The organism is Blautia sp. HCP3S3_H10_2, assembly GCF_052122375.1.
Lineage (GTDB): Bacteria > Bacillota > Clostridia > Lachnospirales > Lachnospiraceae > Blautia_A.
Genome location: NZ_JBQKCL010000003.1, coordinates 281,565 through 306,238, shown reverse-complemented (window position 1 = coordinate 306,238; position 24,674 = coordinate 281,565). Strand labels below are relative to the sequence as shown.

The 24,674-nt window shown below is 45.1% G+C and carries 20 protein-coding genes and 2 pseudogenes; 1 reads left to right on the top strand and 21 read right to left on the bottom strand.

The annotated features are described in order from the left end of the window. Positions 1 to 18: 18 nt before the first annotated feature. Positions 19 to 159: pseudogene (locus ACTQWB_RS04785) on the bottom strand (DUF6783 domain-containing protein); the annotation flags it as partial. Here ACTQWB_RS04785 and ACTQWB_RS04780 point away from each other — a divergent pair. After that, positions 97 to 261: pseudogene (locus tag ACTQWB_RS04780) on the top strand (DUF6783 domain-containing protein). The pseudogenes ACTQWB_RS04785 and ACTQWB_RS04780 sit on opposite strands and share 63 nt — an antisense overlap. A gap of 41 nt (positions 262 to 302) precedes the next feature. Here ACTQWB_RS04780 and ACTQWB_RS04775 read toward each other — a convergent pair. The 20 genes from ACTQWB_RS04775 to tig form a co-directional block, all read right to left on the bottom strand. Then, positions 303 to 911, bottom strand: a complete 609-nt coding sequence (locus tag ACTQWB_RS04775; protein WP_441500621.1) for an AAA family ATPase — start codon at positions 909 to 911, stop codon at positions 303 to 305. A 123-nt stretch (positions 912 to 1,034) separates the two neighbouring features. Continuing rightward, on the bottom strand, positions 1,035 to 2,387 hold the full coding sequence (locus ACTQWB_RS04770) for an SLC13 family permease (protein WP_441500620.1): 1,353 nt from the start codon (positions 2,385 to 2,387) through the stop codon (positions 1,035 to 1,037). Between the two features lie 216 nt (positions 2,388 to 2,603). After that, on the bottom strand, positions 2,604 to 3,005 hold the full coding sequence (locus ACTQWB_RS04765) for a hypothetical protein (protein WP_441500619.1): 402 nt from the start codon (positions 3,003 to 3,005) through the stop codon (positions 2,604 to 2,606). A gap of 241 nt (positions 3,006 to 3,246) precedes the next feature. Beyond that, a complete protein-coding gene (locus ACTQWB_RS04760; protein ID WP_441500618.1) occupies positions 3,247 to 4,179 on the bottom strand; it encodes a MetQ/NlpA family ABC transporter substrate-binding protein in 933 nt (310 codons plus the stop codon). A 91-nt stretch (positions 4,180 to 4,270) separates the two neighbouring features. Beyond that, the gene (locus ACTQWB_RS04755; RefSeq protein ID WP_441500617.1) at positions 4,271 to 4,930 is read right to left on the bottom strand and encodes a methionine ABC transporter permease; all 660 of its coding nucleotides are present in this window, start codon (positions 4,928 to 4,930) and stop codon (positions 4,271 to 4,273) included. A 2-nt stretch (positions 4,931 to 4,932) separates the two neighbouring features. After that, positions 4,933 to 5,952, bottom strand: coding sequence for a methionine ABC transporter ATP-binding protein (locus ACTQWB_RS04750; RefSeq protein WP_441500616.1), 1,020 nt, complete (start codon positions 5,950 to 5,952; stop codon positions 4,933 to 4,935). A gap of 181 nt (positions 5,953 to 6,133) precedes the next feature. After that, positions 6,134 to 7,045, bottom strand: a complete 912-nt coding sequence (locus ACTQWB_RS04745; RefSeq protein ID WP_441500615.1) for a LysR family transcriptional regulator — start codon at positions 7,043 to 7,045, stop codon at positions 6,134 to 6,136. Next, complete coding sequence (locus ACTQWB_RS04740; protein ID WP_441500614.1) at positions 7,042 to 8,208, bottom strand: DUF4317 domain-containing protein; 1,167 nt, start codon at positions 8,206 to 8,208, stop codon at positions 7,042 to 7,044. Before ACTQWB_RS04740 ends, ACTQWB_RS04745 begins: the two co-directional genes overlap by 4 nt. A 63-nt stretch (positions 8,209 to 8,271) precedes the next feature. Further along, positions 8,272 to 9,273: an asparaginase gene (locus ACTQWB_RS04735; RefSeq protein ID WP_441500613.1), complete on the bottom strand. Its 1,002-nt coding sequence runs from the start codon at positions 9,271 to 9,273 to the stop codon at positions 8,272 to 8,274. 18 nt (positions 9,274 to 9,291) lie between these two features. Then, entirely contained in the window at positions 9,292 to 10,203 is a 912-nt protein-coding gene (locus tag ACTQWB_RS04730; protein ID WP_441500612.1) for a metallophosphoesterase family protein, read from the bottom strand. A 71-nt stretch (positions 10,204 to 10,274) separates the two neighbouring features. Beyond that, positions 10,275 to 11,576 (bottom strand): FKBP-type peptidylprolyl isomerase, encoded by a 1,302-nt coding sequence (locus ACTQWB_RS04725; protein WP_441500611.1) that lies wholly within the window; start codon positions 11,574 to 11,576, stop codon positions 10,275 to 10,277. A gap of 243 nt (positions 11,577 to 11,819) precedes the next feature. Then, positions 11,820 to 15,185: a transcription-repair coupling factor gene (gene mfd, locus ACTQWB_RS04720; RefSeq protein WP_441500610.1), complete on the bottom strand. Its 3,366-nt coding sequence runs from the start codon at positions 15,183 to 15,185 to the stop codon at positions 11,820 to 11,822. 104 nt (positions 15,186 to 15,289) lie between these two features. Then, entirely contained in the window at positions 15,290 to 15,865 is a 576-nt protein-coding gene (gene pth, locus ACTQWB_RS04715; RefSeq protein WP_441500609.1) for an aminoacyl-tRNA hydrolase, read from the bottom strand. Positions 15,866 to 15,928: 63 nt separating this feature from the next. Beyond that, on the bottom strand, positions 15,929 to 16,879 hold the full coding sequence (locus ACTQWB_RS04710; RefSeq protein WP_441500608.1) for a TIGR03943 family putative permease subunit: 951 nt from the start codon (positions 16,877 to 16,879) through the stop codon (positions 15,929 to 15,931). Between the two features lie 18 nt (positions 16,880 to 16,897). Further along, positions 16,898 to 18,115, bottom strand: a complete 1,218-nt coding sequence (locus ACTQWB_RS04705) for a CobW family GTP-binding protein (RefSeq protein WP_441500607.1) — start codon at positions 18,113 to 18,115, stop codon at positions 16,898 to 16,900. Positions 18,116 to 18,258: 143 nt separating this feature from the next. Continuing rightward, positions 18,259 to 18,492 carry a polya polymerase gene (locus ACTQWB_RS04700; RefSeq protein ID WP_118577545.1) on the bottom strand — a complete coding sequence of 78 codons (234 nt, stop codon included), beginning with the start codon at positions 18,490 to 18,492 and terminating at the stop codon, positions 18,259 to 18,261. Positions 18,493 to 18,735: 243 nt separating this feature from the next. After that, positions 18,736 to 20,619 (bottom strand): 1,4-alpha-glucan branching protein GlgB, encoded by a 1,884-nt coding sequence (gene glgB / locus ACTQWB_RS04695; protein WP_441500606.1) that lies wholly within the window; start codon positions 20,617 to 20,619, stop codon positions 18,736 to 18,738. Positions 20,620 to 20,817: 198 nt separating this feature from the next. Next, entirely contained in the window at positions 20,818 to 22,137 is a 1,320-nt protein-coding gene (locus ACTQWB_RS04690) for a polysaccharide deacetylase family protein (protein WP_441500605.1), read from the bottom strand. A 111-nt stretch (positions 22,138 to 22,248) separates the two neighbouring features. Next, the gene (gene nagA, locus ACTQWB_RS04685) at positions 22,249 to 23,352 is read right to left on the bottom strand and encodes an N-acetylglucosamine-6-phosphate deacetylase (RefSeq protein WP_441500604.1); all 1,104 of its coding nucleotides are present in this window, start codon (positions 23,350 to 23,352) and stop codon (positions 22,249 to 22,251) included. 22 nt (positions 23,353 to 23,374) lie between these two features. Continuing rightward, complete coding sequence (gene tig, locus ACTQWB_RS04680) at positions 23,375 to 24,658, bottom strand: trigger factor (protein ID WP_441500603.1); 1,284 nt, start codon at positions 24,656 to 24,658, stop codon at positions 23,375 to 23,377. Between the last annotated feature and the right edge of the window lie 16 nt (positions 24,659 to 24,674).

Genomic DNA, 24,674 nt, shown 5'->3' with positions numbered 1-24,674 from the left:
TTCTCCTTCTCATCCTTTTCAAATACAAAAGCTTCCCAATGGCTTATTTTCTCTCTTACCATTTTTAGAGCGTGTTTGAAAAAGGCTTTCTGCAAGATGTGCGTCACAATTTGTGGGAGATTTTGTCCGATTGAGGGAGGCGTAGCGGGCTACGCTGACTGAAAGAGGGCAAAATATACCGCAAAGTGGGGCGCGCAGATTGCAGGAATGATTTTTCAAACACGCTCTAGCCCTTTTGTATACACAAAGGTCCTGCCATGACACTCCCATGCGTCCTGGCAGAACCTTTGTCATTAATCTTATTATTTCATTCTCGATATCCTTTTGTCAATATACTCAGACAAAAATTCAACGCTTCCTTCCACGCCCAGTGTACTGCTGTTCAGGCTCAGGTCATAAGTATGTGCCTCTGACCATTTGGAATTGCAGTGGCTGTCGTGGTATTTCTTTCTCTTTCTGTCTTTCTCTTTGATAAAGCGCTCTGCTTCTTTGTCTGATTTTCCATAAAGGCGGGCTACACGCGCTACCTTATGCTCCATATCACCAAGAATAAAAATGGAGATCAGGCTTGGGTAATCCTTCAGGATCGTCTCGGAGCATCGTCCAACAACTACGAAGGACTCGCCTTTATCTGCCTTCTCACGAAGGAAATTAAACTGCATAAGAGCTACGTTATCTGCCGGAGAACTGCTCATTCCCTTAACAGTACGGTAAAGGAATTTGTTATGCTTCATCTCGTCAAAGATTTCAAGCTCTTCAGTCTTTACATTATGGCTGTCTGCCACCTCTCTTAAAAGATTGTGATCGTACAGGGAAAGACCGTAGCGTTTCGCGATTCGCTCTGCGATCTCATGTCCTGCACTTCCGAACTCTCGTCCGATGGAAATGATCACCTGTTTCTGTGGTTTCATGGTATCCTCCCTTCTAGCCGGAGCTACCTGCTTTTTTGCAGATATCCCTGGCATTAAACGGATATTTATGATCCGCTTTGCTATTTTCTCATAACAGAACAAGCGCTGAACAGTCACCTGAAATTATAAATATCTTGCGTAAATCATCAGCATGGAAACAAGGACTACCAGAATCGTAGCAGGTGCCATAGCCTTACAATATTTGCCCCATTTGATCATGTGACCACTCTTCGCAGCTGTTGCAATACCAACTACGTTTGCAGAAGCTCCGATCGGAGTAGCACTTCCGCCAATGTCAGTACCCATTGCAAGAGCCCATGCCAGAATGGAAATATCAATTCCCTGTGCTGCTGCCAGACTATCGATAACCGGGATCATGGTAGCTGCAAACGGAATGTTGTCAATAAATGCGCTGGCGATAGCCGATACCCAGATGATGATCGCGATCATAACCTTCAGGTTACCGCCGCTTACCTTACCGATAAATCCAGCCAGGATAGTAAGGATACCAGTCTGCTCCAGACCACCGACTACTACAAAAAGTCCTACAAAGAACAGCAGAGTCTTGTAATCAACCTTTTTCAGAAGATCCAGTGCATCTTTTCCGGATGTGATCAGTGTCACAGCTGCGATAAATACACCGATACAGGATACGGTAAGACCAGTCTGTGAATGAGTTACCAGAAGAACAACTGCGCAAAGGAAGATAACACAGCTGATTGTAAAGCCTCTCTTGCTCACAATTGCCTCTTCCGGATCCGGCAATGTGGATGGATCAATCTTTCCTGCATTCTCAGTCAGCTCTTTGCGGAAAATAAAATAGAAATAGATTACAACCAATACCAGTGCTACAACTGCGATCAGACCTGTATTTGTCACAAAGTCAGCAAAGGAAAATCCAAGGGATGTTCCGATGATAATGTTCGGCGGGTCTCCGCACATGGTAGCGGATCCACCAAGGTTGGCACAGAAGATCTCTGCAAGGATCATCGGTACCGGATTAAATTTCAAAAGCTGCGACAGCTCTACAGTAACTGCTGCCAGGAACAGGATTACGGTGATACTGTCAATGAACATGGCAAGTACAAAGGACAGGAGCATAAATGTGATGAAGATCGGGATGATCTGGTATTTAACCATTTTCGCGATTTTCATACATAACCAGCGGAAAAATCCGGAGTTTGCCATTCCTTCCACCATGATCATCATACCAGCGATGAACACGATGGTCTCCCAGTTGATTCCGGCGGAAGCTTCGCTGGCCTCACCAGCTGTGTGCCAGAATCCAGTAGAAAATATACTATGTATATTCAGGGTTTCAATAATTGCGGAAGGGCTGTGCATACAAAGTCCAAATACGAGAACCAGTGTAAGAACAGCACATCCCAAGGTAACAATATGTCTTTCCCAGACTTCTGTGATGATCAGAATGAACATCGCCAGGAAAATAATTACTGCTAAAATCTGTGCTATCATTTCTTTCCTCCACGACTGTCATACCACGCCATCCAAAGACCAACAGCGATGGAAACAACAATCAGTATTCCTATAAAAATATTAAGTAACATATAGTGTCATACCTCCAATCATATACGTTTGTTTACATGGAAAATAATTGCTTAAAGCTGCGGTATTTTTATAAACAAATACGATCACAGCAATTCGCAATATTTAAACAACAGTATACGATTTTCAGCGTTTCTGTCCGTCCTGATGATGGATATAACAGATGATAAATTTTCTGCCATCCGCGTCGTTTCTTGTGTTCAGACGCTTCCTGGCTTTATAAAATACGGTATTCGCCAGCAGAACTGCAAGCATGATGAGCACCAGTATTTCCACACTGCCCCTGCGGCCAAGGCGCTGGTCCGCCTCCAGCCTTACAGACACCTGCCGAAGTCCTGTCAGTTCTTCTGCACTTGTCTGGGTGCTTCTGGAAAGCTCTGGTGAGATCAAAGAAGCGGAGGCCGGAGCCAGATCATAAACGTACGTGATATTCCTTGCTTCCATGCCTGCAAAGAATACGCATAAAACCGCGATCATCATACTGAAAAACAGACAGACCAGACGGTTTCGACATTCAGTTTTCTGCACTAGGCCTCACCTCGATACCTGAAAAAATTCGTATCTATAATAGCAGATTCTTACTGTATTTTCAACTGTTTTTCTTGAACATGCTGTAGCAGGGAATTCCAGCAAAATTTCCTATTACATAAAAACAGACTGAAGTATCTCCCTGTGGAAATATCTCTTCAGCCTGTTATTCTTACCTATTTTGTTATTGGAAATATTGCAGAAATAATTTTCCTTCTTTCACTTGCTGCAACTCTGCTGTTTATTCAGCGTCTGTCTCTTCTGCAGCATCAGCTGTTGTATCAGCCTCTGCATCTGCGCTTTCATCTGCATTCTCTTCTGTTGCTTCTTCTGTAGCATCAGCTTCAGCAGTATCGCTATCATCAAATGGGATTACAGCGCCGTCATATTTCTCATTGATGAAGTCTTTGATCTCATCAGATTTTAATACGTCTACAAGAGCTTTGATCTTATCGCTGTTCTCATTGCCTTCTTTTACTGCGATTACGTTTACATATGTTTTTGCAGCCTCAGAATCAGAAGTCTCATATGCAAGGGCATCCTTGGACACAGAATATCCGGCCTGAAGTGCATAGTTTCCATTAAGTACAATGTAGGAGGTCTCTTCTGCAACACGTGCAACCTGCTCAGCTGCAAGCTCTACTATTTCTACATTGTATGGATTCTCTTCAATATCATTTACAGTTGCTTCCAGACCAACGCCATCTTTCAGTGTGATGATTCCATTATCCTGAAGGAGAAGAAGTGCTCTGGCTTCATTGGTGGTATCGTTTGGTACTGCGATCGTGTCACCATCTGCGATATCGTCAAGGCTTGTTTTTGTTCCCGGATAGATTCCGAATGGCTCGTAATGAATTCCACCTGCATTTACAAGGTGTGTTCCTTTCTCTTCGTTAAAGCTGTTCAGATATGGAATATGCTGGAAGTAGTTAGCATCAAAATCGCCACTCTCTACAACTTCGTTCGGCTGTACATAGTCATCAAATACAGTTACCTCAAGGTCATAGCCTTCTTCCTCAAGGATTGGCTTCGCTGCCTCAAGAATCTCAGAATGTGGTGTCTCTGAAGCTGCTACTGTGATGGTTTTGTCATCGTCTGCCGCAAATACAACGGATGTTCCAACAGTTCCAAGTACCAATGCTCCTGTAAGAGCTGCTGCGATTAATTTTTTCATAATAAAGTTCCTCCTCGTTTTTTGATATATTAAATTGTTACATTGCATTCATTTTATAATGAACAGGCTTTCTAAAAAGCCTGTCGATTATCTACTTTCGTTTATCCAGCTTGTTGGCAATGAACATACCAATTGTCTGGAAAATCTGTACCAGTACTACCAGAAGGATAACGGTAACCAGCATGATGTCTGTCTGCCAGCGGTTGTAACCATAACGGACTGCGATATCTCCAAGTCCACCACCGCCGACCGTTCCTGCCATTGCAGAGTAGCCAAGAATGGTTCCTGTCACAATGGTAGCTCCTGAGATCAGGGATGTCCTGGCCTCTACCAGCATTACCTTGAATACGATCTGAAGATTGCTTGCTCCCATGGATCTGGCTGCTTCGATAACTCCCGGGTCTACTTCATTCAGTGAAGACTCTACCATACGTCCAATAAAAGGAATCGCTGCAATGGTAAGAGGGACGATCGTAGCCGTTGTTCCATAGCTTTTTCCAACCAGAAATCTGGTAAATGGAATGAGCAGGATCAGAAGGATCAGGAAGGGAATGCTTCGGAAAATATTGGCAATCACATCCAGGATCTTGTATAGTACCGGATTCGGCCGCAGGCCTTCTTTATCAGATACTTTCAGCAGAATGCCCAACGGCATTCCAAACACATATCCGAAAAAAGTGGAAAACAGAGTCATATATAAGGTTTCCCCTACACCTGCGATAATCATATCTGTTACTTGCTTTGTCCACATAATCAGTTCGCCTCCCCTATCTCAAGTCCACGTTCTGTAAGATAATCTTTCATTTCCTGTACATGAGTGCTACCACTCATAAACTGAAGGATCATCTCGCCCTTTGCCACACCACCTACATTTTTGGTGTCTGCCTTTAAGATATTTACAGGCTCGTGGAAGGTAAGTACAAGGTTTGCGATAACCGGTTCGAATGCGGAGTTTTCGGAAAATACCACACGGATGACTTCGCCGCTCTGGATCTCAGACTGGGTAAGCTTCTGGCTTTCAAGGTCAGATCCTGTATCCCGGCTGATCAGCTCTTTGGCAACCTGTGATTTCGGGTGACTGAAGATTTCTTCTACCAGGCCCTGTTCTTTCACTTCACCATCCTTCATGATTGCCACGTGGGTACAGATCTCACGGACAACTGACATCTGGTGGGTAATGATCACAATGGTGATTCCGAATTTCTGGTTAATATCCTGCAAAAGCTCCAGTATGGAGGATGTGGTCTGTGGATCCAGCGCACTAGTAGCTTCATCACAGAGTAAAATCTGCGGATCTGAAGCCAGTGCTCTGGCAATGGCTACTCTTTGTTTCTGTCCACCGGAAAGCTGGGCCGGATAAGCTTTTGCTTTGTCTGCCAGGCCTACGATTTCCAGAAGCTCCATGGCTCTTGCTCTTGCATCTGCTTTTTTCTTCCCCTGAATGTACAGTGGGAAGCAGACATTTTCCATAACATTCTTCTGCATCAGCAGGTTAAAATGCTGGAAGATCATTCCTATTTTTTCCCGCTCCTTACGGAGCTCTTTTGGAGAAAATCCACTAAGTGGTTTTCCGTCTATCAGAACGTTACCTTCAGATGGAACCTCCAGAAAGTTCATACAACGTACCAGGGTACTTTTTCCTGCACCGGACATTCCGATGATTCCGTAAATATCTCCGGATTCTATGGAGAGACTTACATGTTTCAGGGCTTGTACGGAACCGTCTTTGGTTTCGAAGGTTTTGCTCACATCTTGGATTAATATTGAAGACATGTCTTTCCTCTTTCCTTAATTGGGCTGGTCTGAAAATCATTTTCTTTCAGGCCTTCCATCTTTGTTTCATCGTCGATAAGGTTACTATAACACTTCTGGAGTAAAAGTGTTAATTCTTAAAATTTAGGGCTGGCTATAGTTTAAAGCTATAGCTATTTGTGGAGGACTTTTCAAACACGCTCTAACGCAGTGCTTTATCCTTGTACTTCGCGATCTCCTCCAAATACTTCTGGCCCAGCTTACTGATCGTAGTGCCTTTGCGTGCAAGATAACCGATGGTCATAACCTCATCAGAATCCAGCTTGACAGCACAGTAATCAGAACCATTTAGTTCCTCACAGATAATTCCCGAGCAAAGTGTATAACCGTTGAGACCAACCATCAGATTCAACAGAGTGGCACGGTCATTGGCTTTGATCAGACGCTTATATTCATAAGTGCTCAGAACCTCCTCTGCAAAATAGAAGGAATTATAGGTTCCCTGCTCAAAAGAAAGGCAGGGATACTCTCGGAGATCCTCCAGTGTGATCAGCTCCCGGTCTGCAAGGGGATGTCCTTTCCACATATAGACATAAATACTGCATTCCAGGATCGGATGAAATTCCAGATTAAACTCATGGAATAATTTTTCCAGGACTTTATGATTGAATTCATTCAGGTAAAGAATACCGATCTCACTTTTAAAATCCTTTACATCCGTAATAATGTCATAAGTCCGTGTCTCATGGACTGCAAATTCGTATTCATCCATTCCGAACTGTTTTACCATTTCCACAAAAGCATTTACCGCAAAGGTATAATGCTGCATGGATACACTGAATTTCTTCTTGGTGTGTTCCTTGGAAACATATTTGGACTCGATCAGCTCGTACTGCTCTACCACCTGTCGGGCATAACCCAGGAATTCTTCACCCTCAGGAGTGACAGAAATTCCCCGGTTAGTCCTGCGGAAAAGCTCCACCCCGATTTCTTCCTCCAGTTCCCGGATTGCGGAAGAAAGACTTGGCTGGGAAATAAAAAGGGTGCGGGCCGCCTCATTCATGGAATTGGAATTGGCTACCGTTATGGCGTATCGGAGTTGTGCCAATGTCATACAGATTCCTCCTCATAGTTATCGCTGTCATCGCTTTCATCACTGCCCATTCTCACCCGGATTCCGTTGATTTCCACATCTTCCATAGGAATCACCAGGCACTTACGCCCGTCAATGATCCTGGTTTCCACCAGCTCCACTTTCTCCGGCTCTACATGGATCACCACATCCGGCGTTTTGATCTCGAATTTACGGGTATTGGTTATGTTCGAGGCAACCATCGTTGCTTTTTCTCCTGCAACAGCTTCATACTGGTTATCAAATGTTTCCAGCTTCTCCTCTTCTACCCCGCAGTCTTCGAAAAGGCGCTTCACCTCAGACTGGGTGAGCACTACCGGATCCGGTGAGTCTTTCTGCGCCTCAATGATCTCATTCAGCTTCTCATGGATATTTACCACAGTATCGTACTGACAGTCATCCCCAAGGGTTTCCTCCACCAGCATATTGAAGGAATCTCTCTGACCGCCTGCGGAAAGAGGTGCCGTACACCCAAACATCTCGTCCACAAAAATATCATGAAGCTGCTCTGCATTCTTGGAATAATAGAGCATGCCATGAATATCTGTACTTCTCTCATTAAATACCGGGAAAAGGAAACCATTTTCCGGCATTTCCACTAACCAGTCGCGGATGCGGTCCTGGATCAGGTTGGCTTCCGCGTTATAGCAAAGCCCTGCTTTTGATAATTTCACCGGGCAAATGCTGCACAAAATATATTCATAAATTTCCTCTGAAGCATCATCCATATCAATACCGTCAGAGGTTCTTCCCGGAATATCATATACCCCGTGGACCAGAATTATGTAGTAATTTTCCGGATAATCGTAATTTTCGATAATTTTGTCATAAAAGCTCTCAAGCAGGGCATCATCCTTCAGCTTGCTGGTGCGAAGCTTCATGAGGAATTCATGCTTGCCCCCTTCTTTTTCCTCCTGTAATGGGAACTCCATGTTCATCAGGTTCTTTCCCAATGTACCGGAAAGTGATTTTTTGAAAATGTCAAAATACTTGAACATTTCTTCCTCGGAAAGAGAGAGAAATGCCTCTTTCAGCTCTGTTTTCTTGTTTTTATCGCCATCCACGTAGCATCCGCAAATACGGGTAATGTTACAATTAGCTGGCGTAAACTGCTTCTTGATCTCGGAAATTTCTTTTTTATTCATCTATCTGACTCCTTGTATTTTTTGTAACCATAAATCCTTGTAACTACAGCTGCAAAGTTTCTCTCACAAAAACAGCAGATCATGATTAATGGTAGTATAAAACAAATCTTTAAATTTTTCCATATTCCTTGTCTGGCCAAGAGCCCACATCATCTTCGTCACAGAAGCTTCCAGCGTCATATCATAAGATTCCAGCACCGGGAATCTCTCTTTGATGATCTTCCCCACCTGATAAACCTCCATGTCACTGCCTTCATGGGTAACCTGCGTCGCCATGCAGACCGGCTTGTCCGCTTCAATCCAATGGCCGATTTCCTCCAGAAAATCATCATTTTCATAATGAGGAAGACCGCCTACTCCGAAGGACTCAATGATCAGCCCATCATAAGATGGAAAAAGGGCGTCCAGTACCTTCCCGTCAATTCCCGGTATCAGCTTCAACAGAAATATTTTCTGATTCATTTCATGAAAAAACACAAGAGGTCTGGTGGACTGGTCTTTGTCATCGATATAGAATATAATTTTATTGTCGTGAATGGATGCAATATCCGGATAATTGATACTTGAAAATGCATTATAGCTCTTGGAAAATTCCTTCTTTGCTCTGGTTCCGGCAATCACTTTTCCACCAAATACAATAGAAATTCCATGTGCACGGTCATGGGATGCAAATCGCAGACTGTCCAGAAGATTGGAGCGCGCATCTGTAATGGCCAGGTCAATGGGCTTCTGTGCTCCTGTGATCACGATCGGCCTACGGTTATTCTGGATGAGATATGACAGTGCCGCAGCTGTATAAGCCATAGTATCTGTCCCATGACACAAAACAAAGCCATCATAAAATTCATATTTGGATTCGATCAGTCTGGCAAGCTTCAGCCAGTGATCTGCACACACATTGGTACTGTCCAGAGCAAATGGCTGTACCGTGTCAATGGTACAGAATTCCTTCGCCTCCGGAATATATTCAAGTAATTCCTCTGCAGAAATCTGAGGTGCCAGACCTTCTGCCGTATATTTGGAAGCAATGGTGCCTCCAGTTGCAATAAGAAGTATTTTTTTCATCAGGTTCCTCCGGTTCTTTTAATTTTCCGTACCCTTCACTTTCACAACCCCAACGGTTCCTTTATAAGAAGCATCAAATACATATTGAATCATCTTCTCATTCAGCTGATCCTCATGGGCAAAATGGAGATGCGCCCCGATCACAGCCACCACCGGGCTATCCACAGCATAAACCATATCCAGAAATTCCCTGGTTACTTCATTTGGTTCATAATAACAGTCCTTATTGCCCCAGATAAGTGCTCTGTCCTGCCATGCTTCCCTGGACGCTTTGTCCAATTCATCATTGATCGTGGACTGCAGCGGTACATGCATGGCAAGGATAACAGGCTTGTCCTGCTGCCAGATTTCCTTTATTTTCTTCAGACCTTTCTTAGAAAGCTGGCTGGTATTATTATTGATTCCCACTACCAGAAATTCGCCATAATCCTGCACCATTACAGAATCCATTTCCCAGGCAGCCTTCTCCTTTTTCCGTATTTCCTTGTTTGTCAGAGTGTCACTGTACCAGGATGCCAGATCATGATCCGCTCGAATATACATGACAGGTACTTCGATCTCATTCAGTCCTTCCATGACACAATCCAGATTGGCCTGGGAAAAGAAATCCACCATATCTCCATCCAGGATCACACCGTCTGGCTGCAGATCATTTACCGCTGCCACAATCCCCTTCCAGGCTTCTGACGAGGGGACTCCATCCAAATCGCAGAAAAGGTCATGGCGGCTTTCTACTTCCTCTTCTTTTTCTTTCGTATAATCTCCATCTTCCACGATAATATGCTGGTCGTTCACTACAGCAATGGTGTATTCCTTCTGAATTCCCGGAATTTCCACCTCTTTTTCATCAAATACTGTCTGCGCATTTACCGGAACACCAGTTAAAATAACACCCAGTAATAATGCGGCAAATATACTTCTTTTTCTCATCCATCCCACCTCATTTATCATTAGAAAAAGCCTGCCCGAATCTCCCCAGGCAGGCTTATTTTCATTAAAACTTAGTTATTTTCTGTTGTCTCTTCTGCGTCGTCAGCACTTGCATCTGCACCGCTGTCCTTGGCTGTTTCCTCTGTTTCACTGTCTGTCTCTGCGTCAGAAGCAGTCTCATCTGTGGTGTCCGCCTCATTCGTATCTTCTGCGGCACTGTCTGCACTGCTGTCTTCCTCTGTATCAGAAGCCTCACTTGTGTCCGTGGCTGCATCTGTACTGGACTCTGTTGTATCAGCAGTTGTGTCTGTAGTACTGTCCGCAGTGGTCTCTTTGATCGTGAAGCTGTGGTCATCTGTAATTGTCAAAGTAGAAAGTACTTTATCATTTACAGTAACATCGGCATCATCCAGCCATTTCTGAGTTGTCTCTGTATAATAATTGCTACGCTTTGTATTCTCCAGAGTTTCTTTCTTAGAGGCAGTCGCATCCTCGTCGTTTACCTTGTCCATACGAAGAACGTATACATTGGTGTCTGTCTCTACAAGCTCGTCGTAAACCTCGCCGTCCTTCAGGGTTCTAAGTGCCTCAACAACCGCGTCATCATAAGAATTGGAGATGTCCTCGTCATCACTGTCATTTGCAAAGATGCTTCCGGTCAGTCCGCTATAGCTTTCATCTACAGCCTTAGCTGTCTCTCCCATATCTGCTGTGGGATCTTCCTTCATCTTATCCAGGATCTCCTGCGCCTGCTCCTTACGGGTGGCAATATCATCATCGGAAAGATCTTCTCCGCTGATGGAAATACTTACATAACTGAAAGAGGACTGCTGCGCCTCTTCGTCTGTTATGTTAACCTCTGCTTCGTTACGGATCGGATCATAAATTCTCTGGCGGTAGGTCTCAAGCTCCAGAAGTGTCTTCACCTGGTCTTCTGTCACTGCCAGTTCTTTCAGAGTCTCCTCATCATTATCCTGCATAAACTGGGAAGCTGCATCTGCAATGGCAGTCTCATCATCAGAAGTAACTTCAACGCCATAATCTGCTGCTTTCTCTTTCATGATGTACATCAGCTCAACCTGCTCCATAAACTGCTCTACGGCCTGCTCACCATATGTTTTGCCAGATTCTTCATCTACCACCTGGCTCCAGATATTACCTGCGCTTCCCATAAAGCTCTTGTACATAGCAACGGTCTGTGCCTGTGATTCGCGGGCATACAGGCTTACAATTCCCATAGGAATGTCTGTGCCGTCTACAGTTGCAACCGTCTTCTCTCCATCTATTGTTTTACTTCCACAGCCGGAAAGCATCCCCATCGCCATTACGCCAGCCAATGCTGCTACGGTTGTGTTTTTCACGATTTTCTTCATATTGATCACCAATTACCCTTTCACTGATATGCCGGTTCATTACTGCCCATGATAAACTACGCAATAACCAGAAACGTACCCCAAAAATCATTCCTACGCTCAGTACGCCCACTTTACAGACACGTTAATAAGAGTATAAAACTTTTTTTCCATAAGGGCAAGTAAAAAGGGGAATTTCCGCCATAATTTCTGACATAATTCACACAATTTTCGCAACTTGCGCTGGATGGTTACCGTTTTTCCTTATTCCTGCTCTTTTTTCCCTGTCTGGTCCTTTTTTCCAATCTGGTCTTCTTCTACCAGTTCCACCAGCTCCTTGGCAAATACTGTCAGTGCCTGCACAATATCTCCAATCGGTGCAAACAGGAACTTCGGCTCTTTATCCGGTTTAAACTGTAACTGTCTGCGGTACTTGGCCACAAGGGGCGGAATTCCCTCCGGATTCAGATGTGCATTCTCGTAAAGAGTAATACGGATTTCCCGCTGCATCTGCTTGATTTCCGTAATATAACCCTGATGAGCCAGCGCCTTCAGCCTGGCGATGGCAAGAAGGTTCAGCACGGCTTTCGGCGGCTCCCCGAACCGGTCGATCAGCTCCTCCAGCATATCATCGTATTCCTGCTGGGACTCAATCCCGGCAATACGCTTGTAAATATCCAGTTTCTGGAATTCATTGCTGATGTAAGTATCCGGGATAAACGCATCCATATTCAGATCAATGGTAGTCTCGAAGTCTTCCATAGTGTGAATACCCTTCGCCTCCTTGACTGCCTCGCTGAGCATTTTACAGTACAGATCGTAGCCTACTGCATTCATATGCCCGTGCTGCTGCGCCCCAAGAAGATTTCCTGCACCGCGAAGCTCCAGGTCACGCATGGCGATCTTAAAGCCGCTTCCCAGATCTGTAAATTCACGGATGGCAGAAAGCCGTTTCTCTGCTACCTCCCTGAGCATGGTATTTCTCCGATACATAAGAAACGCATACGCAGTCCTGTTAGAGCGCCCGATCCGGCCACGCAGCTGGTAAAGCTGGGAAAGTCCGTATTTATCCGAGTCATGAATGATCATGGTATTTACATTGGAAATATCAAGCCCGGTTTCAATAATGGTGGTGGAAACCAGCACATCAATATCCCCATTGATAAAGTCATACATAACCCGTTCCAATTCTCTCTCACTCATCTGTCCATGGGCAAAATCCACTCTTGCATCCGGCACCAGCCTGGAAATCCGAAGAGCCACCTCATCAATGTCCGTGACACGGTTATAAACGTAATAAACCTGGCCGCCTCGTCTAAGCTCTCTTCCGATAGCTTCCCGGACCGTCTCCTCATCGTATTCCATCACATAAGTCTGAATCGGCATACGGTCAATAGGGGGCTCCTCCAGCACACTCATGTCACGGATTCCGATCATACTCATATGAAGGGTTCGCGGTATGGGAGTCGCAGTCAGGGTTAGGACATCAATATCTTTTTTCAGCTGTTTGATTTTCTCCTTGTGGGTAACACCAAAACGCTGCTCTTCATCAATGATCAGAAGACCCAGATTTTTGTATTCCACATCCTTGGAAAGGACCCGGTGTGTACCGATCACAATATCCACCTGTCCTTTTTTCAGATCCTGGATGGTCTTTTTCTGCTGGGCAGGAGTACGGAAACGGCAGAGCAGATCTACACGCACCGGAAATTCCTTCATTCTCTGGACAAAGGTGTTATATACCTGCTGTGCCAGAATGGTGGTGGGCACAAGATAGACAACCTGCCTGCTCTCCTGTACTTCTTTAAAAGCAGCACGAAGGGCAACCTCCGTCTTGCCATATCCTACATCCCCGCATATGAGCCGGTCCATGATCTTGGTGCTCTCCATGTCATGCTTCGTATCTTCGATGGCATTCAGCTGGTCTTCCGTCTCTTCATACGGGAACATTTCCTCGAATTCCCGCTGCCATACTGTATCCGGACCGCATACATACCCTTCCTTTTCCTGGCGTACGGCGTAAAGCTCCACCAACTCTTTTGCAATATTTCTGACCGCACCTTTTACCTTGGATTTGGTTCTGTTCCATTCCTGGGTACCAAGCTTGTTCAGTTTCGGAGTTTTCGCCGTATCTGCACCGGAATATTTCTGCAGAAGATCCAGCTGGGTTGCCAGAATATACAGATTGCTGCCGTCACGGTATTCAATCTTGATATAATCCTTTACCACCTTGTCTACTTCTACTTTTTCAATTCCACGGTAAATTCCAAGTCCATGTTTCTCATGCACCACATAATCACCGATGGACAGCTCGGCAAAATCCTGGATTCGCTTGCCATTATAGGTTTTCTTCTTTTTCTTTTTTTTCTGTTCCTGGCCGAAAATATCAGACTCTGTAATAACTGCAAATTTGATCAGTGGATACTCAAATCCCTTCCGGGCATGTCCGTACAGAACCATGATCTCCCCTGCATTTATCACACGGTCATAATCAGAACCGTAAAAGGCGTTCAGTTCATTCTCCTGGAGATCCTTCGCCAGACGCTCTGCCCTTGTCCTGGAACCGGACAGCAGAATGATCTGATATCCCTTTTTCTTGTATTTCTTCAGATCCTCTACCAGAAGCTCGAAACTGCTGTTATAAGAGGTTACGCTCTGCACCGTCAGATTATATTTCTCCGGTGCAAAGTTCCACTCCACACCTCTTGGTTCCAGAGCAGACAAGGACACCGCACGGCACTTGTTCAGTTCCTTCTGGACCTTGGCAAACTGACAAAGCCACTGTACGGGAAGATCCTGTTCTCCTTTTTCCTCTCTGTGCATACGGCTCTGCTCATACTCTTCCTCCACACCCATTCCGTTTTCCAGAATACGATTTGGTTCATCCAGGAACAAAAGCATTTTTTCCCTTGGAAAATAATCTGCAAAGGAGACCATCTTCTTGCCATTGGTCCATTCCACCGCCGGATAGATGGCGATTTCATCCAGGTTTTCCAGGGATCTCTGGCTTTCTGCGTCAAAGCTTCGGATGGAATCCACCTCATCTCCCCACAGCTCAATTCTCCAGGGGTTCTCTTCTGTAAGACAGTAAATGTCTACAATGCCCCCTCGCACGGAAAACTGGCCTGGCATTTCTACCTGGCCTACACGCTCATAGCCAAGCTGCACCAGTGTATTTTTCAACACATCCATATTGATCACACTGTCAGCATAAAAGTGGAGCACTCTTTTGCCGATTTCTTCCAGAGGCATCAGATAATCCATACATCCGTCAATGCTTGTAACAACCGTAAGCTCTTCCTGTTCCAGAAGTGCCTTTACCACGCACATCCTCTGGCGGATCAGCAGATTTCCCTGGATATCCGCCTGGAAAAACAAAAGATCCTTGGCAGGATAAAACATGGTATTTTTATCATAAAAGCGCAGATCTTCATAAATTTCCTTGGCCTGCCGCTCGTCCCCTGCGATTACAAGCCGCATGGAAGCTTTACCGGAAAGCCCATGTATCAGGTGTGCCTTCTGGGATTCCAGACAGCCTGTGATCTGAACGATTCCCTGGTTCTTCTCCAGACTTTTTTCTATTTCTTCAAATTCCACCATTCCCTTAAGGGGCTGGATAAATGAAAGCATGGCTTTCCTCCTTTATCGCTATATTTCCATAGAACAGCTGTCTATCTCTTTTTGATCAGCTTCTCCCTTTATCACTCAGTAAGGGGAAAAAGAAGCCCAGCTTATTAACTGGACTTCTTTCGGTTGTATTCATTCATGGCCGCATCCGGGCCATCTGTTATAATTTTTTCTACTGCATCTGCGGCAAGCTCGATTGCTTCGTCCACAAGTTTCCGGTCATCTGGTGAAAAGCGGCCAAGCACATGGTCTGCAAGATCCCATCCCTTTGGTTTTGCTCCCACGCCTATCTTTACACGCATAAATTTCTGGGTGCCCAGTCTGCTGATAATATCTTTTAGTCCATTATGGCCACCAGCACTGCCCTGCTTGCGGATACGCAGCTGTCCCGGCTCCAGATCAATATCATCCTGGATGATGATCAGTTCACTCTCCGGATCAATTTTGAAATAGGCCGCCATCTCCTGCACCGGACCGCCACTTAAATTCATAAAGGACAGTGGCTTCATGAACATAACCTTTTCCCCACCGATGATACCGGAGCCGTACATGGCATTAAATTTTACGCCTCCCTGTGGGATTTTATGACGCTCCACAAGCACGTCAATAGTGTCAAAACCCATATTGTGGCGGGTCGCCTCATATTGCTTCCCTGGGTTTCCCAGTCCAACAACTAAATACATATATTATAATCCTTATATTCAAACAACACGTTGCCGGCAGTCAACCTGCCGGCAGCACGATCATCAGTTAAAATAAACCATCTCGTCAGCCAGGGGCTCACATGGGGTCACATTCTCTGCATAGAGAACAATTCCCTCTCCCTGGTACTCTGAGCGGCTCTCAAATGCTACCTTAGCCGTAACTTCTACCCACTCACCTGGCTTCAGCTTCGGTGCATAAGCACTTTTACAGATATATCCAAGGAAAGAAGTGTCATCTGCACAACAAGTCATGGCAGTACGTCCCGGAATAAAGAACTTGCTTCCCATTCCTCTCGGGCGTCTTGCACGTGCCTTGAAGCGGAGGGTTTTTCCCACATAACGGTCCGGGTGATCCATAGCATCAACAAACCAGATTCCGTAATCCTCCGGCGGGATGTCTACGATATCAGCATCCAGGTCAAATGGCATCTGGTCTGCAAAAATATCTGTCATCTCTCCTTCTTCGTCCTCAAAAATAACCTCAGCACTTGGATTTACAACCTTAATGCTTCTGCGGAAGTTCGCAAGAGGATATTCTTTCCTGCAACGGTTAAATACAACCATGTCTGCATTGCGGACCATATCCATGAAAAGGGATTTCATATTCTGCATATATACCTGGAAAGTGCTGGCGTCAACACAGGTAATGTGCTGTTCGATTCCCCAGCCTGCCGGGGCTTTCATTTCTTCAAACTTGCTTACCAGCCACATTCCATTATATTCCATGACTACACGCTCCGGCTGATGGATGATATCCAGCGCCTGCAGGCGCTCTGGTGTGAAGTCTTCCTCTTTCTCAATAACCTCTACTACAACATTATCTTTTGCAAGAGCTTCCTCATCATACTCTTCTTCGCCCTCTTCGCAGAGAATGAGAAGTGTCTTACCCTCTGTACGGAAGTAATCCTGCTGGAGGGTAAAGCTGAGGAATGAGGTCTTGCCGCTTTCCAGGAAACCGGTAATGAGATAAATCGGTACTGTAATTTCGTCCATGTTACAGAAACCTCCTTTTTAGGCTACGCCGAACAACTCTGCCAGCTTGTCCTCGTTCAGTTTGGAACCGATCACGCAAAGACGTCCGGTATATTCCGGAGATCCTTCCCTGATCTCAGTTTCTTCCGGAACCATATCAAAGTAAATCCAGGTTCCGTCCTCTGCCGGAAGCATTCCCTTCGCACGGAGGATCACGCCATATTCCTCTGAAGCAGAAAGGCTCTCAAGCATCTTCTCAAGGCCTTCTCTTGTAAATTTCTTAATCGTCTCACGTCCCCAGCTGGTAAATACTTCGTCTGCATGATGATGGTGATGGTCATGGTGATGTCCGCAGCCACACTCATCATCATGGTCGTGATGGTGGTGCTCATGCTCATGGTCATGTCCGCAACCGCATTCCTCGTCGTGGTCGTGATGGTGGTGCTCGTGATCATGGTCATGTCCGCAACCGCATTCCTCATCGTGGTCGTGATGGTGGTGCTCATGATCATGGTCATGTCCGCAACCGCATTCCTCATCGTGGTCGTGATGGTGGTGCTCATGATCATGGTCATGTCCGCAACCGCACTCATCGTCATGGTCGTGGTGATGGTGATGATGATGCTCATGCTCTTCTTCCAGCAGCTCGTCAGCTAAGGATACCGGATGCTCCATAACCTCCAGGATTTTCTTTCCATCAAGCTTCTCAATAGGGGTAGTGATGATTGCAGCCTTCTCATTAATAGAACGAAGAAGCTCCATGGACTCCATTGCCTTCTTCTCATCTACAATATCAGTACGGCTCATGATAATGGCACCGGCATACTGTACCTGGTTATCGAAAAATTCGCCAAAGTTTCTCATGTACATTTTGCATTTCTTCGCATCTACAACAGTTGTATAGCTGTTCAGCTGGATATCAACATCCTCTTCTACTCCCTGTACAGCCTTGATAACGTCAGAAAGCTTGCCTACACCGGATGGCTCGATCAGGATGCGGTCCGGATGGTATTTCTCTACAACTTCCTTCAGGGAAGCACCGAAATCGCCAACCAGAGAGCAGCAGATACATCCGGAATTCATCTCACGGATTTCAATTCCAGCATCCTTCAGGAAACCACCATCAATGCCGATCTCACCAAACTCATTCTCGATAAGCACTACCTGCTCACCTGCAAAAGCTTCTTTCAGAAGTTTCTTAATAAGAGTTGTCTTACCGGCTCCAAGAAAACCGGAAATAATGTCAATCTTTACCATTTTATATTTCCCCTTTCTATTTTTGCACAAAATGCTATGACCAGGAAGCACATATACCCCCTGGTTCCTTACTGTTAGAAAAGGGGACATGACTATGTCACATCCCCCTGATATATTATCCTGATTTCACAGATTTATGCAGATCAGCCGTTGATCATGAAGTGCATAAGTTTATCAATATCTTCTTTCTCATATGCAACGATCTCAAGTTCCGGAATCTCACCGTTAGAGAAGATGTTTGCAAGAGATACATACTGTGATAATTTAGATTTCAGGTTCAGTCTGTCACCTTCACCAGTTACCAGCTCTACTTTACCAGCGCAGCTGTCTACTACATCAAAAAATTTCTGAATGTCTTTAATATTAGATACCTTCATGTCAATATTCTCCTTTCAACATGTACAACTTTTTCCATTTCTTTTCGTTCTGGCTCATTATAGCGCAACTTTTCCCAAATATCAACAAATTTTTGACCTTCTGAGAAAAATCCCCAACAGTCACAAACAGGACCTTGTTTCTCCTCGTTCTTTCGGCATTTTTCATACAGAAAAATCCAGTATACCGTAAAGCGGAGCGTGCAGATTCCAACGCACAGCTTACAAAAAGCCTTTTAACATGCTCTAGTACTGGAAAACCGCCACTCCATAAGCAGGAAGCGGATACGCAAAAGAAAACGGCCGATTGTCGCAATCACTTTTTTCTGCTTTAAATACCTTCTTTGCACTTGATCCATTCTCGTCCAGAACCAGTGTATATTGCTTCTTCTTCGGAACCCCTACGCGGTAATCCGGCCGGTCTACAGGTGTAAAATTACATACTACCAGAAGATTATTCCGCCCAGTAGGTGACTTTCTCACAAAGCTATAGATACTTCTGTCTCCGTCGTCTGCATTGATCCACTCAAATCCGGATGGGTCATTGTCCATTCCGTAAAGTGCCGGATATTTGCGGTACATCTTAAGAAGTGCCTGCACAAAATCCTTCAGGTCACGATGCTTCTCTTCTCCGAGAAGGAACCAGTCAAGCTCCCGCTCCTCACTCCATTCACGGAGCTGGCCAAACTCCTGTCCCATGAACAAAAGCTTCTTTCCAGGATGACAGAACATAAATGTATATGCTGCTTTCAGATTCCGGAACTTATCATCTGGCTCTCCTGGCATTTTCTCCAGCATGGACTTCTTCAGATGAACCACCTCATCATGGGAAATCACCAGCACATACTTCTCGCTATACGCATAAGTCATGGAAAAGGTCATCTTATTATGGTTAAATTTACGGAAATAAGGATCCAGCTTCATATACTCCAGGAAGTCATTCATCCAGCCCATATTCCACTTCAGGGAAAATCCAAGGCCATCATCCTCAGCCTTTCCAGTCACCTTCGGCCACGCAGTAGATTCCTCTGCGATCATCACAGTTCCATGGTTTCTTCCAAGGACAACGGTATTCAGATGCTTGAAGAATTCAATCGCTTCCAGATTCTGGTTTCCACCATATTTATTGGCAACCCACTGTCCATCATTTTTGCCATAATCCAGATACAACATGGATGCAACTGCATCAACACGAAGACCATCCACATGACATTCCTCAATCCAGAACAAAGCATTGGCAATCAGAAAATTCTTGACCTCCGGTCTGCCATAATTGTAGATCTTGGTTCCCCAGTCCGGATGCTCTCCCTGTCTGGGATCTGCATGCTCATAAACAGCCGTTCCATCAAAATTCACCAGGCCATGCGCATCCTTCGGGAAATGTGCCGGCACCCAGTCCAGAATGACTCCGATCTTCTGTCTGTGAAGATAATCTACCATATATTTAAAATCCTGTGGAGTTCCGTAACGGGAGGTAGGAGCATAATAACCGGTAACCTGATAGCCCCAGGATCCGTCAAATGGGTGCTCCGCGATTCCCATCAGTTCCACATGTGTATAGCCCATATCCTTCACATACTGGGCAAGCTTTACTGCAAGCTCTCTGTAATTGTAAAAGCCTTTTTCATTCTCCTCCGTCGCCGGGTGCTTCATCCAGGAACCTGGATGTACTTCATAGATAGCCATGGCATCTTTCGTCTCGTCAAATTTCTGCCGGTTCTTCATCCAGGTACCGTCTTTCCATTTATAATCCCTGATGTCAGTGATCCTGGAGGCGGTTCCCGGGCGCAGCTCTGCTTCATTTGCGTAAGGATCTGCTTTATAAATATGCTCTCCGTTTATTCCGATAATGAAAAATTTATACAGCTGACCAATCTTCGCTTTCGGGACAAAGGTCTCAAAAACACCAATGGGTCCAACCTTTGTCATCTGGTCAGCTTCTTCATCCCAATTGTTAAACTCGCCGATTACGGAAACAGCCTGTGCATTCGGTGCCCATACTGCAAAATAAACGCCTTCTTCATCCCCATCTTTCACCGGATGTGCACCAAGCTTCCTGTAAATATCATAATGGGTTCCCTGACCAAACAGATACTGGTCAAGCTCTGTAAACTGTAATTTTTCTCCCATCAGAAAGCTACCTCCCTAAACTTTCAATTTCTTATGCACATTATAGCATACTCTTTTCACCCATGCCACCACAAATTTGTCTATTATTCATAAAAAACAAGTCTGCAAATCAATTATTACTGTAAAAAAATACGCCTGTACTTTTCATATTTCTTAAGTACAGACGTATCTTATCCCATCAAATTATATTATCAGGTGTCATCCTTCCGAATCGCTGCTGAAATCGCCCTCGCTGTCTTCGCTGCCATCCGTGTATCCATCATTTTCACTGCTGTCGCCTTCATCACCGGAGCCATCACTGAAATCTTCTCCTTGGCTGTCGCCTGAAGAATCCTCTGAACCGCTGCTGTCGGATCCGTTTTCAGAAGAGGCATCAGAAGAACTGTTTCCGGCATATCCCGGTACCTGTCCTGAGTCCAGGATATCCTGCCAGAAGTTATTATATGATGCTACCTGAAGGGTAACGTTCTTAGCTTCTGCCATTTCACTGACTGTAACCAGCTTGTACCCCATGCTGATAAGCTCCGGAATGATTCTCTCAGCTGCTTTTACAGATGGCTCATGAATATCGTGCATCAGAATGATGGTTCCATCCTTGATAACACTGCTGTTGTCTTCCATAATGGACTTATAATCCAGATCCACATCTTTATATTTCCAGTCAAGGGAATCCAAGGACCACATAAAGAACGGCTTGCCTACAGCTGCCATAATATCTTCATTGGCATTTCCATAAGGAGCCCTGACTACGGTAGATGCCTGGCCACATGCATTGATCAGCGCCTGGTCTGCGTCACTAAACTGCTTCACCACACTGTCAATATCCAGTTCAAACATATTGGCATGATCCCAGGAATGGTTGCCGATCTCACAACCAAGCTCCACCATACGCTTCACTTCATCCGGATAAAGTTCAACATTCTGTCCCAGCATAAAAAACGTAGCATGGGCATTATTCTCTTCCAGACAGTCCAGAAGTTCAGATGTGTACTCCCCTGGTCCATCATCAAACGTAAGAGCGATCATAGGACGCTTCTTTTCTTCATTATAGGATCCGTCATCATTGAAATAATAGTCCTTTGAGCCCTTTGTAACCCATCCGGTCTGCATATATCCATTTTCATCAAATGAATATTCTACACCATCAACCTGTGCAAAACCATTTGCATAATATGTACCGTCTGCGTTCTGATACCAGCGTCCATTATCATCCTCATGCCATCCAGGAGTCAGAGACGCAACTTTCGTAACATCACTCTGTCCCTTCAATGGCTGTCGTAGTGCCTCATTGGAACTTCCACCACTGTTCCCAGTTGTATCTGCATCGGCTTGTACCTGCTGTGACTCCCCGGTGCTCTTCCCTCCAATCCGGCTTACAATTGGGAAAATCACGCCGCGTATCACAAATATTACCGCCAGCACCAACGCAACAACATAGGTGACTAGCTTGATAATCTTCCTTCTCCGTATCTGGCGCTGTTTTCTGCGCATCCTCTCGCGCAATACCCTTCTATCCATTTATATTCCCTCTTTATCCATAGTTACCCAGCCAAAGCCCGTAAAACGAGTTACGCTTACAATAGCATATTTCGCTGAAAAATTTTTCCAGACAAGCTCTGGCACATATTATTATAATACTTTCTTCAACTCCAGATCATCTGTTACAAGAAGAATATCCGCTTCCTTTCCCACGGAAAGAGAACCTACTGCATCATAAATTCCTATACTTTTCGCCGGATTACGCGTAGCCGCCCAGATTGCCTCCTTCATCGGCACACCAAAAGAAACCACTTTACGCATGCAGTCATACAGGTTCGTTGCAGACCCTGCAATCGTACCATCTTTCAAAGTAGCCTTACAGTCTTTCATGGTGACTTCCTGTCCCCCCAGCTGATAAGTTCCATTCTCCATTCCGGTAGCCATCATGGAATCACTGATCAGTACGATTCTTTCCGGGCCGAACATCCGGAATGTAGCCCGGATCACAGACGGATGAATATGAATTCCGTCACAGATCATTTCCACCATACACTGTTCATCATCGGAAGCAGCTCCGATAAGTCCCGGTGCCCTATGTGCCAGCGGCTGCATGGCATTATACAGATGAGTCACATGATGTGCCCCTCTTCTCATTGCTTCTGCTGCAATGTCATAATCTGCACTGGTGTGTCCCAGGGAAATGCACACCTCATTATGTACTTCATCTATGAACTCCATTGCCCCTTCCATATTAGGGGCAAGAGTTACAAGCTTCACCATATTTCCAGAGTATTCGTTGAGTTCCCTGAAAAATCCGGCATCCGCTTTACGGATATATTCTTCTACATGGGCACCCTTTTTCTTAGGATCCAGAAAGGGTCCCTCCATATTGATTCCTCTGACAGTGGCACCATCTTTCACTTCCCCCACTGTCTTAATAGTGGAAAAAATATCTTTCAGTTCTTCTGCCGGCAACGTCATGGATGTAGGGCAGTAAGATGTAATTCCGTGAGCCTTCTCATATTTCAGTATAATCTTCAGACCTTCCGGATCTGCATCTGAAAAATCATGTCCGAATGCCCCATGACTGTGAATATCTACCAGTCCTGGAATCACTTTTAGTCCCGTTGCATCTACAATTGTCTTATCTGTAATCTCATCCATGGAAGCCACCAGCTTATGATTCTCAACATATAAATCCTGGATCTTAAAGCTTCCATCTTCCTGGAATACTTCACCATTTCTAATAATCATGATTCTATCGTCCCTCCTGGGATCAATTCTCTGTATTTGTATCCTGCCCAGCCTGATTGTCTGCAGTTGTATCAGCGGCTGTGTCTTCACTGTCCGCACTCTGACCATCTGCATCTGCAGCTGCCGCATCTGCCTCAGCGGAAGCATCTCCTGCAACAGTCTGGTCATAATTTGCGTTTGCAATGATAAAATCCTGTACTCTCATAAGTCCGATACTCTCGTCTACCGCAACCTGGCCATAAGTATCGATCAGGGTTGCCAGGTCTCCGGAAGCATACTGCTCTACCAGCTGGTTCTGGATTGCAAGGCTCTCATCATCCTCCAGAGTCATTCCTTCCGCATCCATAATTCCCTGAATGATCAGATCCTGCTTCACTTTCGCCTGTGCATACTGCTGACATTGTGCTTCGAAATCATCCATGGAAACACCCTGTGACTCTACAAAGTCCTTGAGTTCCATATTTCCCTGTTTCGCATAAGCCTCTGCTTGTTTTCTGAAGGTTTTAGCCGCTTCTTCCACATCTTTCTCCGGATATTCCATAACCTCAGAATTGGTAAAGATCGTAGTCCACGCTGTACTGCGCAGACTGCTATCTGCCTGATCCTGGGCTTCCTGCTCAAGCTGTGTACGAACAGAAGCCTTATACTCGTCAATTGTCTTATAATCTGTATTCTCAGCCACCCAGTCGTCTGTCAGTTCCGGTGGTCTCTTAAAGCTCTGCACTGTAATCTGGAACACCGCATCCTGGCCAGCAAGCTCTGTGCTTCTGTAGCTCTCCGGGAAAGTAACCGGCACATCCTTGGTCTCGCCTTTTTTCATTCCCACAATTCCCTCTTCGAATCCAGGGATCATGGTTCCACTTCCAATTACAAGATCGTAATTATTGCCAGTACCGCCTTCAAATGCCTCTCCATCTTTCGTTCCCACAAAATTGATCGTAGCCGTATCTCCATTCTGTACAGTAGCATTCTCATCTGTCACTTCTACAGATTTGTCCTTCAGGTTCTCTGAAACACGGTTATCTATATCTTCATCTGTCACTTCCTGTACCGAATTATCAAGAGTTATCCCCTTATACTCCGCGATCGTGATATATTTCTCCACATTATCCACGGAAACAAGGCGTGTAGCACCTGTGGAATCTGTGTAAGAAACGGCTGTATCCTCTGTATTTGCATCTTCTGTGGTCTGCTGTTCGGTTGCAGTGTTATCACTTCCAGTACTTGTTTCTTTATCACTTCCGCAGCCATTTACGGCAAGTGCCATACACATTACCAATGCTGCTAAATATGCTTTTCTTTTCATCTCATACTCCCTTCAG

Coding starts and splice junctions, on each gene's coding strand:
- ACTQWB_RS04775 (WP_441500621.1), bottom strand. CDS start 911: ATGAAACCACAGAAACAGGTGATCATTTCCATCGGACGAGAGTTCGGA.
- ACTQWB_RS04770 (WP_441500620.1), bottom strand. CDS start 2,387: ATGATAGCACAGATTTTAGCAGTAATTATTTTCCTGGCGATGTTCATT.
- ACTQWB_RS04760 (WP_441500618.1), bottom strand. CDS start 4,179: ATGAAAAAATTAATCGCAGCAGCTCTTACAGGAGCATTGGTACTTGGA.
- ACTQWB_RS04755 (WP_441500617.1), bottom strand. CDS start 4,930: ATGTGGACAAAGCAAGTAACAGATATGATTATCGCAGGTGTAGGGGAA.
- ACTQWB_RS04750 (WP_441500616.1), bottom strand. CDS start 5,952: ATGTCTTCAATATTAATCCAAGATGTGAGCAAAACCTTCGAAACCAAA.
- ACTQWB_RS04745 (WP_441500615.1), bottom strand. CDS start 7,045: ATGACATTGGCACAACTCCGATACGCCATAACGGTAGCCAATTCCAAT.
- ACTQWB_RS04740 (WP_441500614.1), bottom strand. CDS start 8,208: ATGAATAAAAAAGAAATTTCCGAGATCAAGAAGCAGTTTACGCCAGCT.
- ACTQWB_RS04735 (WP_441500613.1), bottom strand. CDS start 9,273: ATGAAAAAAATACTTCTTATTGCAACTGGAGGCACCATTGCTTCCAAA.
- ACTQWB_RS04730 (WP_441500612.1), bottom strand. CDS start 10,203: ATGAGAAAAAGAAGTATATTTGCCGCATTATTACTGGGTGTTATTTTA.
- ACTQWB_RS04725 (WP_441500611.1), bottom strand. CDS start 11,576: ATGAAGAAAATCGTGAAAAACACAACCGTAGCAGCATTGGCTGGCGTA.
- mfd (WP_441500610.1), bottom strand. CDS start 15,185: ATGCTTTCATTTATCCAGCCCCTTAAGGGAATGGTGGAATTTGAAGAA.
- pth (WP_441500609.1), bottom strand. CDS start 15,865: ATGTATTTAGTTGTTGGACTGGGAAACCCAGGGAAGCAATATGAGGCG.
- ACTQWB_RS04710 (WP_441500608.1), bottom strand. CDS start 16,879: ATGGACGAAATTACAGTACCGATTTATCTCATTACCGGTTTCCTGGAA.
- ACTQWB_RS04705 (WP_441500607.1), bottom strand. CDS start 18,115: ATGGTAAAGATTGACATTATTTCCGGTTTTCTTGGAGCCGGTAAGACA.
- ACTQWB_RS04700 (WP_118577545.1), bottom strand. CDS start 18,492: ATGAAGGTATCTAATATTAAAGACATTCAGAAATTTTTTGATGTAGTA.
- glgB (WP_441500606.1), bottom strand. CDS start 20,619: ATGGGAGAAAAATTACAGTTTACAGAGCTTGACCAGTATCTGTTTGGT.
- ACTQWB_RS04690 (WP_441500605.1), bottom strand. CDS start 22,137: ATGGATAGAAGGGTATTGCGCGAGAGGATGCGCAGAAAACAGCGCCAG.
- nagA (WP_441500604.1), bottom strand. CDS start 23,352: ATGATTATTAGAAATGGTGAAGTATTCCAGGAAGATGGAAGCTTTAAG.
- tig (WP_441500603.1), bottom strand. CDS start 24,658: ATGAAAAGAAAAGCATATTTAGCAGCATTGGTAATGTGTATGGCACTT.